Here is a 19,197-nt window from a genome sequence, read left to right as displayed (position 1 = left end):
AATACGTATGCAAGGCGGCGCGCACCGGAGCCTGCCGTCTACCATGGGGCCAGGCACCCTGGGAGGGGGCCGCGAGCGCAACGCCACACCGGTGCACAGACCGGGAGGTACCGACCTTGGCCGGCACCGTGCGTTGCGTAACCACAACGCGTGCAAAGAGGGAGGGAGGCGCCGGGCGCAAGCCGGGTAGCCGCTTCGATGCTGAAGATGATCTGCCTGACCGCTGCCCTTGGGCTGGCGCTGGGTTCGACCGCAACCGCGGCGGACCTGACCTTCGACGGCCGCACCGCGCGCGCCGACACGGCCGCCGATGGCGGCTTCCGCCTGCAGGCTGCCGGCCAGATGGTGGCCATTGCCGCCCAGCCGATGCGCAGCCGCACCGACAGCGTGTTGTTCGATGCCCTGTTCGCGCTGGCCCAGCAGGAGATGGACGCCGACCGCGTGGATGCGATCCGCGACCCGGCCTTCAACCAGGGCAACCCGGTGCCGTGCGACTGCTTCCAGACCGGCGAGCGCTGGCCCTACGTGTGGACCCGCGATGTCAGCTTCGCAGCCGACCTGGCGCTGGCCCGGCTGGACCCGCAACGTACCCGGCAGTCGCTGCAGTTCAAGCTGTCGCCTGCGCGCGACGGGCGCACCCCGGGGTTGTTCGTGGCCCAGGACACCGGCTCGGGCGGCAGCTGGCCGATCAGCAGTGATCGGGTGGTGTGGTTTCTGGCCGCGCGCCACCTGCAGGATGACCCGGCCTTCGCCGAGCAGACCTGGCAGGCGCTGCAGGCCACCCTGGCGCAGGACCGCGCGGCGGTGTTCGATGCGCGCATCGGCCTGTACCGCGGCGAGACCTCGTTCCTGGACTGGCGCGAACAGACGTACCCGGACTGGACCCGCCAGGACGTGCGCTTCATCGGCGACTCCTTCGCGTTGTCCACCAACGTTCTGCACTACCAGGCGCTGCGCCTGGCCGAGCAGCTGGCGCGCGCCCGCGGCGACGCCCGCGCCAGCCAGTACGCCGGCTGGGCCGCTGCGCTGGCCACGCAGATCGACGCGCGCTTCTGGCGCGATGATGCCGGTATGTACATGAGCTACATCGGCGAGGCGGCGCACCCGGTGCCCTATGCCAAGTACGACCTGCTGGCGCTCTCGCTGGGCGTGCTGGCCGACGTGTTTCCGGCCGACCGCGCGCGCCGCGCGCTGGCCGCTTACCCGGCGGTGGAGGGCGGCAGCCCGGTGGTGTGGCCGCAGGAAGCGCAGCAGCCGATCTACCACAACCGCGCGGTCTGGCCGTTCGTCAGCGCGTATTCGCTGCGCGCCGCGCGCCGGCTGGACGATGCCGCACGCATCCAGCTGGAGATCGAATCGCTGATGCGTGGCAGCGCGCTGGCCGGTTCCAACATGGAAAACTACGAGATGCGCAGCCTGGCCGTGCATGTCGACGAGGGCGCATTGAGCGGCCCGGTGGTCAATTCGCCGCGCCAGCTGTGGTCGGTGGCCGGTTACCTGTCGATGGTGTTGGAAGGCGTGTTCGGCGTGGAAGCCGACGGCACGGTGGCGCCCAAACTGCCGACCGCGCTGGTGCCGCAGTTGTTCGGCACGCGCCGCAGCATCGAACTGGACGACGGCCAGCGCCGCTACATCCTCACGCGCCCGCGCACGCTGGACGGCGACCTGCTGGTGGCAAAGAAGATCGTGCGCCAGGGCAACACGGTCACCGTGCATCTGGTGGCCCAGGCCGCCGCAGGCAGCGCCGAGCCACGCCCGGCTGCGTCTGGATCTGCAACCGCCTACGCCCCCGCCACGCCCGCCGCACCGACACCCACCGCGCGCGGCACCGCATGGTCGATCCCGATCCCGGCCAACCACGTGCTGTGGCGGGATGGTCGCGCCGTCAGCGCCGCCTCGCCGTTGCTGCTCACCGACGACGGCGACCAGCACTGCCTGAGCTTCACCCGCCGCGAGGGTGCGCTTGAATCGCTGCACAGCCCGACGACCTGCATCGGACCGCAGCAGCGTCTGCGCGGTGCCAGCACCTGGAACTGGACCGCCACCCAGGCCACCCGGGTGCGCGTGCGCCTGCGCTACGACAACCCCAATGGCCCGATCAACACCGGTGTGACCGCTGCGGTGAAGCAGCTGGTGGTGCAGTGCCCGGGCCAGCCGGCGCAGCGTGCCAGCGTGGTGATGCCGCATAGCGTGGGTCCGCAGGACTCCACCGCCGCCGAATTCGACCTGCCCGGCGGGCGCTGCCGCTTCGCGCTGGAAGACGGCGTCAACATGAGCGCACTGGCGCACTTTGCCACCTACAACGGCGGCAAGGGCGGGCGCGACGGCGTGCTCAACCAGGCCACGGTCAGCGCGCTGCTGATCGCGCCGATTGCCGCCACCGACGGGGATGCACGATGAGCCGCCCCGACAAGCCCACGCTGTCGTTCTGGCAGATCTGGAACATGTGCTTCGGCTTCATGGGCATCCAGTTCGGGTTCGCGCTGCAGAACGCCAATGCCAGCCGCATTTTCGAGACCCTCGGCGCGCCGATGGATGCCGTGCCCGGGCTGTGGATCGCCGCGCCGTTGACCGGGTTGCTGGTGCAGCCGGTGATCGGCTACTGGTCCGACCGCACCTGGACCCGCTGGGGCCGGCGTCGCCCCTACTTCATGATCGGCGCGGTGCTGACCACGCTGGCCCTGCTGGTGATGCCCAACTCGCCGACGCTGTGGATCGCCGCCGGCACTTTGTGGGTACTGGACGCGTCCATCAACGTGTCGATGGAGCCGTTCCGTGCCTTCGTCGGCGACCAGCTGGCGCCGCGGCAACGGCCGACCGGCTACGCGATGCAGAGTTTCTTCATCGGCATCGGCGCAATCGTGGCCAGCTTCCTGCCCTTCCTGCTGGCCCACTTCGGCGTGGCCAACACCGCCGGGGCAGGGCAGGTGCCCGACACCGTGCGCTACGCCTTCTACGTGGGCGCGGTGGTGCTGCTGGCGGCCATCTGCTGGACGGTGTTCAGCACCCGCGAGTACTCGCCGGCCGAGCTGGCCGGGTTCGCCGATGCCGAGCCGCCCGCGCACCAGGCCGGTGCCGCCCTGCGCGGGCCGGCACCGTGGTACCAGGCGGCGCTGTGGCTGGGAGTGGGCGTGGTACTGGCCGGGCTCATCGCCTGGTACCGGGGCGACAAGATGCTGTACGTGCTGGCCGGGCTGTGTGCCGCGTACGGCGTGCTGCTGGGCTTGGCGCGGGTAGTGCCCGGCACCCACATGCTGGCGCAGATCGTGGGCGACCTGCGCACCATGCCGACCACCATGCGGCGGCTGGCATGGGTGCAGTTCTTCTCGTGGTTCGCGCTGTTTGCGATGTGGATCTTCACCACGCGCGCCGTGGCCGGCGTCCACTTCGGTGCGACCGAGACCGAGTCGGCGGCCTATAACGAAGGCGCCAACTGGGTGGGCGTGCTGTTCGGGGCCTACAACGGCTTCGCCGCGCTGGCGGCGCTGTTGATCCCGCCGATGGTGCGCGCGCTCGGGCTGCGCTGGAGCCATCTGCTCAACCTGTGGCTGGGCGGCGCGGGGCTGATCTCGATGATGTTCATCGACGATCCGCGCTGGCTGCTGCTGTCGATGGTGGGCGTGGGCATAGCCTGGGCCTCGATCCTGTCGCTGCCGTATGCACTGCTGTCCGACAGCGTGCCGGCGGCGAAGATGGGCGTGTACATGGGCATATTCAATTTCTTCATCGTGATCCCGCAGCTGGTGGCCGCCAGCGCGCTCGGCTTCGCCCTGCGTGCCTGGCTGGGTGGCCAGCCCATGCATGTGCTGGTGCTGGGCGGCTGCAGTCTGCTGGTGGCCGGTCTGTGCGTGCTGCGGGTTCCGTCCCGTCCGGAGGTGGTGTGATGCGTGGTGCGTTGTCTGTTGCTGTCCTGCTTGTTCTGTCCGCCGGCCAGGCCATGGCTGCGCCGCGCCCGGACTACATCGGTACCACCGAGCCGTTCGCCAGCGATGCGGTGTACTTCGTGGTGACCGACCGCTTCGTCAATGGTGATCCGTCCAACGACCATCGCGACCAGGGCGGCAAACACCGCACCTTCGACATCCCGGTGCCGTGCCCGGACAAGGTGGACGGCAACATCGGCTACCTGGGCGGCGACTTCAAGGGCGTGCTGGACAATGCCGACTACATCCGCCGCCTCGGGTTCGGTGCGGTGTGGATCACGCCGATCGTGGACAACCCCGACGAGGCGTTCACCGGCAGCAAGCCGATCAGCTGCACCAGCACCCTGACCGACCGCGGCAAGACCGGCTACCACGGCTACTGGGGCGTCAATTTCTACACGCTGGACGAGCACCTGCCCAGCGCCGACCTGGACTTTGCCGGGCTCACCCGCGGCCTGCACGCGGCCAAGCTGAAGGTGGTGCTGGACATCGTGGGCAACCACGGTTCGCCGGCGTGGACCATGCCCACGCGCCAGCCGCAGTTCGGCCAGATCTTCGACAAGGACGGCACCCTGGTAGCCGACCACCAGAACCTGCCGCCGCAGCAGCTGGACCCGCAGCACAACCGGCTGCATGCGTTCTACAACAACACCGGCCCGGTCGACGGCAAGAACGGCTCGATCTTCGACGGCAACCTGGCCGAGCTGTCCGACTTCAACGAACACAACCCGGCGGTAATGGACTACCTGGTGGGCGCCTACCTGCAGTGGACCGCGCAGGGCGTGGATGCGCTGCGCATCGACACCATCGGCTGGCTGCCGCACCCGTGGTGGCACGAATTCGTGGGCCGCATCCGCGCCGCGCACCCGGGCATGTTCATGTTCGGCGAGGCATTTGATTACGACGCCCGCAAGATCGCCGAACACACCTGGCCGGCCAACGCCAACGTCAGCGTGCTGGATTTCCCGCTGCGCGGGGCGCTGTCGTCGGTATTCGGCAAGGAGCAGAAGGGCTTTGAAACGCTGGCCGAACCGCTGCACCTGGTGGGCGGGCCGTACGCCAACCCGTATGAGCTGATGAGCTTCTACGACAACCACGACATGGCGCGCCTGGACGCCACCGACGCCGGCTTCATCGATGCGCACAACTGGCTGTTCACCGCACGCGGCATTCCGGTGCTGTACTACGGCTCGGAAACCGGCTTCATGCGCAGCCGTGCCGAGCACGCCGGCAATCGCGCCTACTTCGGCCAGCCGCGCGTGGACGCCGCGCCGCAGAGCCCGATCTTCGGGCCGCTGCAGCGCATCGCCACCCTGCGCGAGGCGACCCCGGCGCTGCAGCGCGGCCTGCAGGTCAATGAGCGCCTGCGCGGCGACGAAGCGGTGTTCTTCCGCGTGCTCCAGCACGGCGACACCACCCAGACCGCACTGGTGCTGCTCAACAAGGGCGACACCGCGCGCAGCATGGAGGTCCGCCGCTATCTGCAGCCGGGCCAGTGGCGCGACGCGCTGGACGGGGGCAGCCAGCAGGTGGGCGGCAGCCTGAAGGCGACGGTGCCGGCGCACGGGGTCAAGGTGTATCTGCTGGATGCGCCGGTGAAGCAGAAGGACCTGCAGGCCGAACTGCAGCGCGCCATTGCTGACCAGCAGGCACGCAGCGCACGCCTGGCCCGCTGAGCGGTCCCGATGCTGTAGGGCCGGCCGCTGGCCGGCAACCCTGCAATGCAAAAAAATGCAGAGACCGCCGGCCGCTGGTCGGCTCGCGGGATACTGTGGTGCGATCGGCATGCCGGCCAGCGGCCGGCACTACCGGTACAATTCCGGCCCGCCACGCCCCGACAGGTTGCCCATGACCGAACTGCCCCCGCAAACGCCGATCGAAACCCTGCTGCAGTCCGCGATGGACGGCCAGTTGCCGATCGGGTTGTTCATGAAGGCCTTCGTGGCCTCCGAGGTGGTGCTGCTCACCGGTAGCCTGGTCACCGCGGATGGCAGCGGGTTTGACCCGTTGCTGTTCGACAAGCAGGGCGTCCTGCACGTGGCTGTGTTCACCGACATGTCGCGGGTGGGCTTCCACAGCCAGCAGGCGCCGCACACGATCCGGATGCAGATGATCGAGGTGTTGAAGCGGGTGCCCGGCGGCTACGGCGTGGTGGTCAACCCGGGGACGCGATTGGGGCTGGAACTGTCGGCGGCGGGGATCGGGGAGATTTTGAAGGATTTTGGGTGATCGACGGCCACCGGGCAGAGCCCGGCATTACGTGGGGGGCAGCCGGGCAGAGCCCGGCTCTACGCGCAGGGCACGGTTGCTTTTTACGCGGCATCGACATTACTTAATCGGTCCTCGTCGAGAGGTGCCGGTCACACAATATCTACACAGAAGCCGTTGCTAGACTCGCCGCGTCGAAATTGGCGAACCTATGCAGACACAAACTTCCCGCGTCACCACCGGCATCCAGGGCCTGGATCAGATCCTCCGCGGCGGCTTCCCGCAAGGGCGGCTGTACCTGCTGGAAGGCCCCCCAGGCTCCGGCAAGACCACGCTGTCGCTGCAGTTCCTGCTGCAGGGACTCAAGAAGGGCGAGCGCTGCCTGTACATCACCCTGTCCGAGACCGCCGAGGAGCTGCGCGAAGTCGCCAGCGCACACGGCTGGTCGCTGGAAGGGCTGCACCTGTTCGAACTGGGTTCGGCCGAGGACGCGCTGGGCAACGGCCGGCTGCAGTCGGTGCTGCACGCCTGGGAGGTCGAGCTGGATGAAACGGTCAACCTGATCCTTGGGGAAGTGGACCGCATCCGCCCCAGCCGGGTGGTGTTCGACTCGCTGTCCGAGCTGCGCCTGCTGGCGCAGGATTCGCTGCGCTACCGTCGCCAGATCCTGGCGCTGAAGCAGTTCTTCGCGCCCAAGAGTACGACCGTGTTTCTGGTCGATGACCTCACCTCCACCAGCGAAGACCGCGACGGGCAGCTGCACAGCCTGTGCCACGGCGTGCTGTCGCTGGAGCGGCTGACCCTGGACTTTGGCGCCGCACGTCGTCGGCTGCAGGTGCAGAAACTGCGCGGCGTGGATTTCGTCGCTGGCTACCATGACATGGTGATCCGCGAAGGTGGGCTGGAAGTGTTCCCGCGCCTGATCGCGTCCCAGCACCACGAGCAGTTCGTGGGAACCACGATCAGCAGCGGCGTGCCCGCGATCGACAACCTGCTCGGCGGGGGGCCGCTGCGCGGCACCTGCACGCTATTGACCGGCCCGGCCGGCAGCGGCAAGACCAACGTGGCCCTGCAGTACATCTGGGCCGCCTGCGAGCGGGGCGAGAAGTGCTGCATCTTCGAGTTCGATGAACGCGTGGGCACGCTGCTGATCCGGGCCAAGGCACTGGGCATGGACCTTGAGGCGCACCTGCAGGCCGGTCGTCTGGAGATCATGCAGATGGACCCGGCGGAGATCTCGCCGGGCGAGTTTTCCTGGAACATCCAGCGCGCGGTCGAGGAACGCGGCTGCAGCGTGCTGTTGATCGACAGCCTCAACGGGTATGTCGCGGCGATGCCGCAGGAAAAGCAGTTGATGCTGCAGCTGCACGAGATGCTCTCCTACCTCAACCAGAAGGGCGTGGTGACGTTCCTGATCAATCCGCAGCATGGACTGGTCGGCACCATGTCCACCGGCAACATCAACGTGTCCTACATCGCCGATGCGGTCATCCTGTTCCGCTTCTTCGAGGCACAGGGCCGCATCCGCAAGGCCGTCTCGGTGATCAAGAACCGGGGCGGTGGCCATGAAGACACCATCCGCGAACTCAAGATAGACGGCTGCGGGGTGTCGCTGAGCAGCCCGCTGAAGGAGTTCAAGGGCATCCTGACCGGCACCCCGGAGTTCGTAGGCGACAACGGCGCGTTGCTGGGCCATCCCTATGCCGGATGACAGCGGCGGGGCGGGCGTTGTCCACATCGTTGCCCCGTTTGGACGCGATGCCGAGAGCATCGCCGCGGTGCTGCACAGCGCTGGGCTGGCCACCGCGATAGCGCCGACCCTGGCCGCACTGGGCGACGCGTTGGACGCGTGCGCCGGGGCGGTGCTGGTCACCGAAGAGGCGGTCGCAAGCGGCACCGATGCGTTGGTGGAGGCGCTGGCGCAGCAACCGGCCTGGTCGGACCTGCCGTTCATCCTGCTACGCTCGCCGCGCGCGCACCGCCGGTCGCCGGCCGATGGCCTGCTGCCGCGCACGCTCAACGTGATCGAGCTGGACCGGCCGCTGGGCAGCATTTCGCTGCTCAGCGCGGTGCAGGGCGCGCTGCGTGCACGCGAGAAGCAATACGTGGTCCGCGATCAGATGCAGGCCCTGGCCGACAGCCGCGTGGCGCTGGTCCGCAGCGAAGCCGAGCTGCGCCTGATCGCCGACGCCATGCCGGTGCTGATCGCCTTCATCGACCGCTCGCTGCATTACCGGTTTGCCAACAAGGCCTACGAAGCCTGGTTCGACCTGCCGATCGGTGAAGTCATCGGCCAGCATGTAAGTACGGTGATCGGTGCCGAGGCCTGGGAGTCGCGCAAGCCGGCGATGGCGCGCGCGCTGGCCGGGCGCGAAGCGCTGTTCGAGACCAGCTGGCCGCGCCGGGATGGCCGCCGCCGCGATGTGGAGGTGCGCTATTCGCCGCGCTTCGGCGCCGATGGCAGCCCCGACGGCTTCCATGTGTTCGTCACAGACATCACCGCCTCCAAGGTGGCCCTGGAAGTCAGCCGGCAGCACGCCCAGCAGCTGGAGGTGATGGTTGCCCAGCGCACGCGTGAGCTGGAAGCGCAGATGGCCGCGCGCGAAGCCAGCGAGGCCGCGCTGCGCCAGTCGCAGAAGATGGAGGCCATCGGCCAGCTTACCGGCGGTATCGCGCACGACTTCAACAACATGCTCACCGGCATCCTCTCGGCGCTGGACATCGTACGGCTGCGGCTGGAAAAGGGCCGCTACGATGACCTGGAGCGCTTCCTGGATACCGCCACCGCGTCCAGCCAGCGTGCGGCCAGCCTCACCCAGCGCCTGCTGGCGTTCTCGCGCCGGCAGTCGCTGGACTCCAAGCCGGTGGAGCTCAATGAACTGGTGGGGTCGCTGCAGCACCTGCTGCGCAGCACGCTGGGCGAAACGGTGCACATCCAGACCCGGCTGGCGGACGATCCACTGCATGCCGCGCTGGACACCAACCAGTTCGAAAGCGCGGTGCTGAACCTGGCGATCAACGCACGCGATGCAATGCCCAATGGCGGCCAGCTTGAACTCAGCACATCGCTGGTGCGGGTGGGCGAGGGCGTGTCGGCCACGATACCGGCCGGCGTCTACGCGGTCGTCGGGGTCGCCGACACCGGCACCGGCATGCCGCCGGAGGTGGTGGAGCGCGCCTTCGAGCCGTTCTTCACCACCAAGCCGATCGGCAAGGGCACCGGCCTGGGCATGTCGATGGTGTATGGCTTCATGCAGCAGTCCGGTGGCCACATCGCCATCGACTCCGTGCCCGGCCAGGGCACCACCATTTCGCTTTACATCCCGCTGGCCGAGCCTGCGGCGGAGCCGGACGCGGTCGTCAGTGCGCCCGAGGTCTCGCTGGGCGCCGGCCAGTCCATCCTGGTGGTGGAAGACGACGAACAGGTGCGCATGCTGGTAACCGTGGTGCTGGAGGACCTCGGCTATCAGGTGGAGGTGGTGGGCGATGCCAATGGCGCGATCCCGATCCTGCAGTCCGCGCGCGGCATCGACCTGCTCATTACCGACGTCGGGCTACCCGGGCTCAACGGCCGCCAGTTGGCCGAGATCGCGCGGCAATCCCGGCCGGTGTTGCCGGTGCTGTTCATGACCGGCTATGCGGAAAAGGCACAGGAGCGCGCCGCGTTCCTGGAGACGGGCATGGCGATGATCGCCAAGCCGTTCCTGCTCGATGAGTTCAGTGCGGCAGTGAGGCACTCCCTCGCGTAGAGCGGGGCGTTGCCCCGCTGCTCCACTGCCGCTGTACCCGACACAGCCGGGTAGAACCCTGCGCTACAGGCTCACCTTGCGCCGGTTGTCATCGCTGACCCGGTCGATCAACTTGTTGTACGGATCAAACCCGGCCTCGTCCGGCTTGCCGTCCACCACCACGGTGATCGTCGGCGCCGCCTCGGTGACGTGGTGGCGCTGCAGGTACAGCACCTTCTGGTCGCGCTCCTTGCCCGAGGGGGCATTGGCGAATACGCCCACCTCGATCCAGTCGTCCATGGTGCCGGCCGTCTCCTTGCCGCCGCCGTCGGCGTAGCGCTTCTCGGCGTGCAGCTTCAGGGTGACCTCGTACTTGCCATCGGCACGCTTGCGCGCCTTGGCGTCCAGCAGGCGGTTGTCGTACAGGGTGATCTTCTCGAACAGGTCGGTGACCACCTGCTGGCGGTCGGCCGGCGTCTCGGCGCGGATGTAGCCCAGCAGCTCGCGTGAGGTGGTGTACGGCGGCTGCTGGTAGCCCTTGTCCTGCAGGAAGCGCTTGAGCGCGCGGTTGAGCGCGGCCTCGCCGATCTCCTCGCGCAGACGGTAGAACACCAGCGAACCCTTCTCGTAGTGGATGTACTGCTGGTTCTCCACCCGCTCCAGCGGCAGCTCCTCGATGCGCTCGCCGCCGCGCCCGGCCAGGTAGCGGTCCAGTTCGGTCTTGAGGAACTGGCGCATGTGCGCGCGGCCGTACGCCTTCTCCATCACCATCAGTGCCGAGTACTGGGACAGCGACTCGGACAGCACCGTGGCCCCCTGCACGTTGGCGCCGATCACCTGGTGCGCCCACCACTGGTGGGCGATCTCGTGCGCGGTCACATAGAACACGTAATCGATCTTGTCCGGATCACGCAGGTCGGCGATGAAGCCGATCGACTCGGAGTAGGGGATGGTGTTGGCGAAGGACTGCGCGAAGCTCTGGTAGCCGGGGAACTCGATGATGCGCACCTGGCGGTGCTGGTAGGGGGTGAAGTTGGCCTCGTAGTACGCCAGCGACTTCTGCACCGCCTCGATCATCCGGTCCACGTTGTAGCCGTGGCGCGGGTCGTAATACACCTCGATCGGGATGTCCTTGTACGTGCCGCGCTTGACCTCCCAACGCGCGGACAGGTACGCGTAGAAGTTGAGCATCGGCCGGTCCATGGCATAGCGGAAGCAGCGCCGCCCGTCCACCGTCTTCTCCTCCTGCAGGTAGCCGGGTGCCAGTGCGATCTGGTCCGGTGCGGTGCAGATGGTGGTGCGGAAGTCGAGCCAGTCGGCATCATCGGAAATGTAGGTGTTGGCGCGCGCGGCCTCGTCCTCCAGCTTGGGCATGCGGGTTGGCTCGCCCAGCCCGCGCTTGCGGCGCTCGTTGCGGTCCTCCAGCTCGTTGCCTGCGTCGTAGCCGAACGAGGGCAGCATGCGGCTGTTGAAGAAGCTGCCGTTGGCCACCAGGTTGGTCGGCGCCTGCCCGGCGGTGATGCCGTTCGGGTGCTGGTCCACGCGGAAGTGCACGCGGCGCTCTTCGCCCGGCTGCAGCGGCGTTGCCAGGCGGTAGATGCGGTAGCCCAGGTCCACGTCGTGGAAGGCCAGCGTCTGCCCGCCCAGGTCCACCGCCACCAGCTGGCGGTCATCGCCCATCGCGATATGGATATCGGTGATCGGCGCGGCGTGGGTGTTGCGCACGGTCCAATCCGCATCAATGGTGACCGACTGGGTTTCCGGGTGCAGGTCCACGCGGTTGTCCACCGCGGTGATGCGCGGCTGCGGCAGGTGGCGGTACTTGGACAGCTCGCGCTCGTAGCGCACCTGCAGGTCGCGTTGCTGGTCCGGGGAAAGGAACGGATTGCGGATGTTGGTATTCCAGTACAGCCAGCCGCCCACCGCGACGAAGGCCAGCAACGCTGCCACCGCGCCCACGCCGGCGGGGCCGCGCAGGCGGCGGCCGGCCAGGGCGAGGCGTTGGCGCAGGCCCATGCCCACCCCGCGTACCCAGAACGCCGACGCCAGGCACAGCAGCGCCACCAACAACAGCCCCCAGTAGCCCTGGAAGGCCAGCTGCCCGGTCAGGAAGTGGCCGAAGCCGTTCATGTCCGAATACGGTGCGTTGGGCCAGTTGCCGAAGTTGTAGAGGTTCTGGGTGTAGTCCAGCAGCCCCAGCGCCACCTGGCCGATCATCACCACGATCAGCAGCGCATAGCCGAGGAACTTGTTGTTGGTCAGCACCTGCAGCACCAGCGCCATGCCGCCCATCAGCACGTAGAACACCGAGCCCAGCGCCAGCGTTTTGAGGTACACCAACGGCTCAAGGTGGGTGTAGCCCTGGCCCAGCTGCAACGCCATCGAGGCCAGCGCGCCAATCGCCTGGAAGCACACGATCACCATCACCAGCACGCTGAACTTGGCCAGCAATGGCACCCAGTTGGGCACCGGCATGGCGTCGTTGACTTCATTGAGCCGCGCGGTGCGCTCCTTCCACACCAGCTCGCCGGCGTAGAACAGCACGATGATCACCAGCAGCCAGCTGTAGGCGCCCTGCAGCGCGCCGAGCATTTCGGCGGTGACCGGGTAGATCGGCGTGCCGTACAGCGTCTCCTGCGACAGCGCGCCCGGGATGAAGTTGGCCAAGCCCAGCACCAGCAGCACCAGGAACGGCACGCTGCGCAGCACGCCGGCGGTGTCGAAGCGGACCTGGCGCAGGTACTGCCGCCAGCCGGTAGCGGCGCCGAAGGTCGGGTGGATGCGCGGCACGGTGAGCTGCGTGGGGCGGGTGGCGGCGGCGACCAGCGCGACGGGCTTGCGGCCCCAGCGCCGGCGCCCACTGCCGCTGCGCTCGGTGCGGAACAGCGCGAAGGTCGCCGCGAACAGCGCCACCGCCACGCCCAGCCACAGCGCGCGGTTGGCCAGCACATAGCCGGCCAGCTGCGGCAGCTGGGTGTTGCTCTGCTCGGTCGCCCAGTAGCGCACGGTGCGGCCCAGCGCACGCATGCCGAGCGGTTCGGCCAGCGTGGCGATCCAGGTGTTGTCGATGTCGCGCAGCAGCGAGGCGCTCACCCCGTACAGCACGAAGTAGCCCACCAGGCCGATGTACACCCACAGGATCGAGCGGGTCAGCGCGGCCAGCATGGCCAGCAGCGCGGTGGTGAACACCAGGTTGGGCAGCACGATCACCGCGAACGTCCACGCGTAGGCGCGCAGCGGGGTGGGGCCTATCCGTGCCGGGTCCACCCACGGCATGAACGGGGCCAGCAGCAGGCCCAGCGCGATGATCAGGTAGAACAGCAGACCGGCACACAGCGCGGCCAGGATGCGCCCCGCCAGGTAGTCACGGCGTTTGATCGGGCTGGCGAAGATCAGCTCGGCGGTGCCCAGCTCGAAGTCGCGCAGCAGCGCGTTGCTCACCAGCAGCGCGGACACCAGCATGCCCATCATGGTGAAGATGCCCATGAAGCGGGCAATCACGATCGGGGCGTTGCTGTGCACGTTGCCGGCACCCCCGCCGATCTGCACGGCATCGCTGGAGGCCGCCGCGAAGGCCAGCGCGGCAAACAGCACCGACAGCAGCCACAGCAGCGGGGAACGGAGCTGCTCGCGCAGCTCGAAGCGGAAGAAGGCAGTGATCATGGGCGCGCTCCGGTCAGGCGGCCCGCGACTGCAGGCGCAGTCGCTGGAAATACACATCCTCAAGGTCCGGGGCCACCGGCTGGAACCCGTCGCCGGGGTCGCTGGCGCTGTGCACGTGGATCACCGGGCGGCCGCCCACCAGGCGGGTGGAGAGCACCACATGGTTGGCTTCGTAGGTGGCCAGTTCGGCGCTGTCCACCTGCTTGCGCCAGACCTGCTGCTGCAACGCGTCGATGGCATCGCTCGGCTTGCCGGTCAGCAGTACCTGGCCCTTGTTCATGATGGCCATGCTCGGGCACAGGTCGGTGACGTCTTCGACGATATGGGTGGACAGGATCACCGCCACGTTCTCGCCGATGGCGGCCAGCAGGTTGAGGAACCGGTTGCGCTCTTCCGGGTCCAGCCCGGCGGTGGGTTCATCGACGATCACCAGCCGCGGGTCGCCCAGCAACGCCTGGGCAATGCCGAAGCGCTGGCGCATGCCGCCCGAATACGTGCCCAGCTTGCGCTTGCGGGCATCCCACAGATTGACCTGCTGCAGCAGGGCTTCCACCACTTCGCGGCGCTGGGCCTTGTTGGTGAGGCCCTTCAGGACCGCGAAATGATCAAGCAGATCCAGCGCGCTGACCTTGGGGTACACGCCGAAGTCCTGCGGCAGGTAGCCCAGCCGACGGCGCACCGCGTCCTTGTCGCGCAGCACGTCGATGGCCGGCTCGCCGGGAATCTCCAGGGTCACGCTGCCGCTGTCGGCTTCCTGCAGCGTGGAGAGGGTGCGCATCAGCGAGGATTTGCCGGCACCGTTGGGGCCGAGCAGCCCGAACATGCCGCGCGGAATGTCGAGGGTGACGCCGTTGAGTGCGTGCACGCCGTTGGCGTAGGTCTTGGACAGCGAGCGGATCTGCAGCATGCGTCGGACACCTTCCCCTGAATGGTGAACGACTTATCCCGGCAAAGCGGCGCGGCCACATCCGCCGTAAGTCATGGGTGCGGTCGGGAGCGGCGGGCCTCTGCTCCCGGCACGACGGGCTTTATCGCGACCAGGTCGGTTTCATCGCACCGCGCTGGCGCCTGGCCAGGCGGGCAGGCAGGCTGGGCCATCCACTGCAGGAGCGCGCCATGCCCATCCACCTCCGCCTGACCCGCACGGCCCTGCGCGGGAGCGCGTTGTTGGCGCTGCTGGCCAGCAGCGCACTGGCTAGCGCCGCGCCGGCGCCCGATGTCGCCACCGCCGCGCAGTGCGCGGTCGGCAGCTACCGCATGGCCGATGGCGGCAGTCTGGACATCGGGCCGGGAGCAACGGCCGAACAGCTGCGCTGGCGGTTCCCGGACGGACGCACCGGGCAGCTGCATGCGCGCGGCCACCGTCGCTGGGCCAGTACGCTGGGCTGGACTGACCGCGCCGATGGCCACACGGTCGTGCTGCCTGCATGCGGCAGCAAGGCCATCCGCTTCGACGGCCAGCCCGGTGAGCGCATCGCACTGGTACAGACCGACACCCGCTTCGTGTCCGGCGGCGTCACGCTGGCCGGGCGGCTGACCTTGCCGCCGGGCAACAGCCAGGTGCCGATCGTGGTGCTGGTGCATGGCGCCGAGCACGATGCCGCGTTGCCGGCCTATTCGCTGCAGCGCGAATTCGCCGCCGCCGGCATCGGCGTGTTCGCCTACGACAAGCGCGGCACCGGTGACTCGGGCGGGCGCTACACCCAGAACTACCTGACCCTGGCCAACGACGCCATCCACGCCGCACGCCAGGCCCGCCGCCTGGCGGGTGCGCGGGCCGGCCGGCTCGGCTACCAGGGCGGCAGCCAGGGCGGGTGGGTGGCGCCGCTGGCCGCACGCATTGAGCCGGTCGACTTCGTCATTGTCAGTTTCGGGCTGGCGGTATCGCCGCTGGACGAGGATCGCGAAGCCATCGCCTATGACATGGCACGCGCAGGCGTAAGCGCCGATGACACCGCCAAGGCGATGGAGGTGGCCGACGCGTCGGCGGCCATTGTCGGCAGCGGCTTCACCGACGGATTCACGCAGATGGCGTCGGTCAAAGCCCGCTACGGCCACCTGCCGTGGTTCAAGGCGGTGCGCGGCAACATCAGTGGCTACCTGTTGGCGACCCCGGAAGCGACCGTGCGCGTCGACGGCCCGCGCTTGCTTGAGGGCGTGCCGGCCGACTACGACCCGCTGCCGGTGCTGGAGCACCTGGGCGTGCCGCAGTTGTGGCTGCTGGCCGGGCAGGACCGCGATGCGCCGCCCGGCCAAACCCTGCAGCGGCTGGCCCGGCTGCAACGCGATGGCCGCCCGATCCAGACCGCGGTGTTTCCCGATGCCGACCACGGCATGTACGACTTCGAACGGGATGCGGCCGGCGAGCGCGTCTCCACCCGCCAGCCCGACGGCTACCTGCGGCTGATGCAGGACTTCATCCTGGCGCGGCCGTTGGCGGCGTCCTACGGTGCGGCAAAGCTTGCGGCGGGGCCGCGCTCAACGCCGCCGTGACGACTCGCGCAGCACCTGCTTCACCGGAATGGTCTGCCCGTCCACCGGCGCGCCGCTGATCAGCGCCAGCAGCTTTTCCACCAGCAGCTGCCCGGCCTGTTTGGTGTCCTGCTGCACGGTGGTGAGCGGCGGCGACACCGATGCGGCCAGCGGGATATCGTCGAAGCCGGCCAGCGCCACATCCTGCGGCACGCGCAGACCGTGCTCGCGCAGCGCCCGCATGGCGCCGATCGCGATCAGGTCGCTGGCCGCGAACACGCCATCCACTGTCTCGCCGCGTGCCAGCAACGCCTGGCAGGCGTCGAACCCGTCCTGCTCGGTGGTGATCGCGTCGTGCTGCAGGCCCGGTTCGGCGCGGATGCCGCGTGCCGCCATCGCCGCCACATGCCCGCGGTAGCGCTCCTCGAACTCGGGGTAGTGGCTGGACGCGTGGCCGATGAAGGCGATGCGCTGGCAGCCCTGGTCGAGCAGGTGGGCGGTGATGTCGAAACCGCCCTGGAAATTGTCGCTGCCGATCGAGACCCCCGGCTGGTCGGGCAGGGCCGCGCCCCAGCGCACGAAGTGGGTGCCCTGTTCAACCAGCCGCTGCAGCCGCTCGCGTGACTCGTGGTAGTCGCCATAGCCGAGCAGGATGATGCCGTCGGCCTTGTTGCTGTCTTCGTAGTCGGCCTGCCAGTCGGTGGACAGCTGCTGAAAGGACACCAGCAGGTCGTAGCCGCGCAGCGCGCAGGCACGGGTGATCGAGCCCAGCATGGCGTGGAAGAACGGGTTGATCAGCGAGTCGTCGTTGGTGGGGTCTTCGAAGAACAGCAGGGCCAGCGTGCCGGCATTGCGCAGGCGCAGGCTGGAGGCGTTCTTGTCCACCTTGTAGTTCAGCTCCCGGGCGATGCGCAGGATGCGCTCGCGGGTTTCGGGGTTGACCATCGGGCTGCCGCGCAGGGCGCGCGAGACGGTCGGCTGCGACACCCCGGCCAGGTGGGCGATGTCCAGGGAGGTGGCTTTGCCGCGGATGGTCATTGCTGGGAACGGCGGGAACGACGACCTGCATGATGCCATGCGGCCGCGCGGGTGGGCGCGGCCGGGCGGGAGGCGGCCTGGCTGGACCGGCGCGGGCCTTGCCGGCCTTGGGCTGCGGGGGAATCCGACGGGTTCTGGCCGGAATCCTGACGGGGGCGGGCGGGGCGGCGATGGTAAGATGGGGCATTCTGGACCCCACCCCATTCTCCCGTGGGTGGCCCTGCGTATCTGCAGCCCGCACGGCGCTGTGTTATGACTGCGGCCTGCCCTCGGACAACGGAAGAGCAACCCTATGGCGCGCGGCATCAATAAAGTCATCCTGGTCGGCAACCTCGGCAACGACCCGGACGTGAAGTACACCCAAGGCGGCATGGCGATCACCCGCATCAGCCTGGCCACCACCAGCGTCCGCAAGGACAAGGATGGCAACCAGCAGGAGCGCACCGAATGGCACCGCGTGGTGTTCTTCGGCAAGCTCGGTGAAATCGCCGGCGAATACCTGCGCAAGGGCAGCTCGGTCTACGTCGAAGGCAGCCTGCGGTACGACAAGTACACCGGCCAGGATGGCGTGGAGAAGTACTCCACCGACATCATCGCCGACGAAATGCAGATGCTGGGCGGCCGCGGTGAAGGCGGCGGTGGCGGCGGTGCAGGCGCCGGTGCCGGTGGCAACTACGGCGGCGGCGAGCGTCCGCAGCGCCAGCAGGCCCCGCGCCAGGAGTACGGTGGTGGTGGTGGTGGCGGTGGTCAGCGCCAGGGCGGGCAGGGCGGTGGTTACGGCCAGCAGCGCCCGCAGCAGCAGCCGCAGCAGCCGGCGCCGCCGATGGACGACTTCGCTGACGACGATATTCCGTTCTAAGCAAAACTCACCGGTACATCCCGGCAGAGTTTCAAGAAAAGCCCCGTTCTTACGGGGCTTTTTTGTGGGTCTTCGCCTGTTCACGGTGAGCAACGCAGACCGATCAACGGTTCGGGCAACGCAGGCGCCCGTGAAAGCGGATCTGTGTCCACGGAAGGATCGCACGCGCACCGGTAGAGCCGACCGTTGGTCGGCTTCTCCCAGCGCCCGACGCTACCGACGTAAGCCCCAAGGTCGAGCCAAACGTACGCGCGCTTTGTGCTCTGCAGCATAGGTTTTAGTGCACTGCGTCTTGCAAAAAAAAGACGCGCTCCTCTATGGTGCAATCGATTGCATTAAACCGAATCGTCAGCGTGTGATACCGGTTGGGAGGCCGGAAAGTGGATGCCTATCCATTCGATCGGACCCGACCCGGCCCCGGGGCTCACACGGCGCGATGCGCTGCGCATGGCGGTGGCCGGGAGCGTTGGCCTCGGCGCAGCGGCCGTTCTGCCCGCGTTCGCAGCCACCGCGCCGCTCAAGGGCAACCTGAAGCACTCCGTCGCCCGCTGGACGTTCCCGCAGCAATCGATCGCCCAGCTCTGCCAGACGGTGAAGGGCATCGGGTTCGCCGCCATCGATCTGGTGGGGCCGGCGGACTGGCACACGCTGAAGGCCCATGGCGTGGACAGCGCGATGTGCAACGGCGCGGAGCTGGGCCTGACCAAGGGCTTTGCCGGCCGCGAGTTCCACGAGGAGCTGGTCGAGCGCTATACCCGGCACATCGACCTGGTGGCCGACGCCGGCTATCGCAACCTCATCTGTTTCTCCGGCAACCGCAACGGCATGGACCCCCAGGAGGGCATGGCCCATGCCGAGGCAGGGCTCAAGCGCATCCTCGGGCATGCCGAGAGGCGCGGCGTGGTGCTGGTGATGGAGCTGCTGAACTCCCGGGTCGATCATCCCGACTACCTGTGCGACCACTCCGCATGGGGCGTCGAGTTGTGCCGACGGATCGGCTCGGATCATTTCGGCCTGCTATACGACATCTACCACATGCAGATCATGGAGGGCGACATCATCGCCACCATCGGCAGGCATCACGCGTACTTCAAGCATTACCACACCGCGGGCGTGCCTGGCCGACACGAGATCGGCGACCAGCAGGAGCTCCATTACCCCGCCATCTGTCGCGCGATCCGCGACACCGGTTTTGATGGGTATCTGGCGCAGGAGTTCATGCCTGTAGCGCCGGATCCCGTCGGCTCGCTGCGCGAGGCGATCCGCCTCTGCGACGTCTGAAACGCTATCCACCCAGGTGAAGTAG

General features: G+C 68.1%; 12 protein-coding genes. 9 read left to right on the top strand and 3 right to left on the bottom strand.

Going from position 1 to position 19,197, the window contains the following annotated elements:
- Window positions 1–198 precede the first annotated feature (198 nt).
- From AC6CHL_RS18365 to AC6CHL_RS18340, 6 genes are all read left to right on the top strand, one after another.
- Window positions 199–2,400, top strand: coding sequence for an alpha-L-rhamnosidase-related protein (locus AC6CHL_RS18365; RefSeq protein ID WP_498295690.1), 2,202 nt, complete (start codon window positions 199–201; stop codon window positions 2,398–2,400).
- Window positions 2,397–3,884: an MFS transporter gene (locus AC6CHL_RS18360; RefSeq protein WP_463600534.1), complete on the top strand. Its 1,488-nt coding sequence runs from the start codon at window positions 2,397–2,399 to the stop codon at window positions 3,882–3,884. The genes AC6CHL_RS18365 and AC6CHL_RS18360 overlap by 4 nt, the downstream gene beginning before the upstream one ends.
- Window positions 3,884–5,599 (top strand): alpha-amylase family glycosyl hydrolase, encoded by a 1,716-nt coding sequence (locus tag AC6CHL_RS18355; protein ID WP_498295688.1) that lies wholly within the window; start codon window positions 3,884–3,886, stop codon window positions 5,597–5,599. Before AC6CHL_RS18360 ends, AC6CHL_RS18355 begins: the two co-directional genes overlap by 1 nt.
- Before the next feature lie 172 nt (window positions 5,600–5,771).
- Window positions 5,772–6,152, top strand: a complete 381-nt coding sequence (locus AC6CHL_RS18350) for an SseB family protein (RefSeq protein WP_498295687.1) — start codon at window positions 5,772–5,774, stop codon at window positions 6,150–6,152.
- A 178-nt stretch (window positions 6,153–6,330) separates the two neighbouring features.
- Window positions 6,331–7,842 (top strand): DUF7125 family protein, encoded by a 1,512-nt coding sequence (locus AC6CHL_RS18345; protein ID WP_280512944.1) that lies wholly within the window; start codon window positions 6,331–6,333, stop codon window positions 7,840–7,842.
- Window positions 7,832–9,880, top strand: coding sequence for a hybrid sensor histidine kinase/response regulator (locus AC6CHL_RS18340; protein ID WP_498295685.1), 2,049 nt, complete (start codon window positions 7,832–7,834; stop codon window positions 9,878–9,880). The genes AC6CHL_RS18345 and AC6CHL_RS18340 overlap by 11 nt, the downstream gene beginning before the upstream one ends.
- A 63-nt stretch (window positions 9,881–9,943) precedes the next feature.
- Here the strand turns inward: AC6CHL_RS18340 and AC6CHL_RS18335 are convergent, their stop codons facing one another.
- A complete protein-coding gene (locus tag AC6CHL_RS18335) occupies window positions 9,944–13,522 on the bottom strand; it encodes an ABC transporter permease/M1 family aminopeptidase (protein ID WP_498295683.1) in 3,579 nt (1,192 codons plus the stop codon).
- Between the two features lie 13 nt (window positions 13,523–13,535).
- Window positions 13,536–14,429, bottom strand: a complete 894-nt coding sequence (locus tag AC6CHL_RS18330; protein ID WP_498295681.1) for an ABC transporter ATP-binding protein — start codon at window positions 14,427–14,429, stop codon at window positions 13,536–13,538.
- 209 nt (window positions 14,430–14,638) lie between these two features.
- On the opposite strand from AC6CHL_RS18330, the gene AC6CHL_RS18325 reads away from it, so the two are divergent.
- Window positions 14,639–16,015, top strand: a complete 1,377-nt coding sequence (locus tag AC6CHL_RS18325; protein ID WP_498295679.1) for an alpha/beta hydrolase family protein — start codon at window positions 14,639–14,641, stop codon at window positions 16,013–16,015.
- Here the strand turns inward: AC6CHL_RS18325 and AC6CHL_RS18320 are convergent.
- A complete protein-coding gene (locus AC6CHL_RS18320) occupies window positions 16,001–17,032 on the bottom strand; it encodes a LacI family DNA-binding transcriptional regulator (protein ID WP_038689848.1) in 1,032 nt (343 codons plus the stop codon). The two genes, AC6CHL_RS18325 and AC6CHL_RS18320, sit on opposite strands and share 15 nt — an antisense overlap.
- A 292-nt stretch (window positions 17,033–17,324) precedes the next feature.
- On the opposite strand from AC6CHL_RS18320, the gene AC6CHL_RS18315 reads away from it, so the two are divergent.
- Complete coding sequence (locus AC6CHL_RS18315) at window positions 17,325–17,891, top strand: single-stranded DNA-binding protein (RefSeq protein ID WP_038689838.1); 567 nt, start codon at window positions 17,325–17,327, stop codon at window positions 17,889–17,891.
- 384 nt (window positions 17,892–18,275) lie between these two features.
- Window positions 18,276–19,172, top strand: a complete 897-nt coding sequence (locus tag AC6CHL_RS18310) for a hydroxypyruvate isomerase family protein (RefSeq protein WP_498295677.1) — start codon at window positions 18,276–18,278, stop codon at window positions 19,170–19,172.
- Window positions 19,173–19,197 lie beyond the last annotated feature (25 nt).

The organism is Stenotrophomonas sp. GQ19, assembly GCF_059758695.1.
Note: the sequence above shows the minus strand (reverse complement) of the source record. Positions and strands in the feature narration are given on the sequence as shown.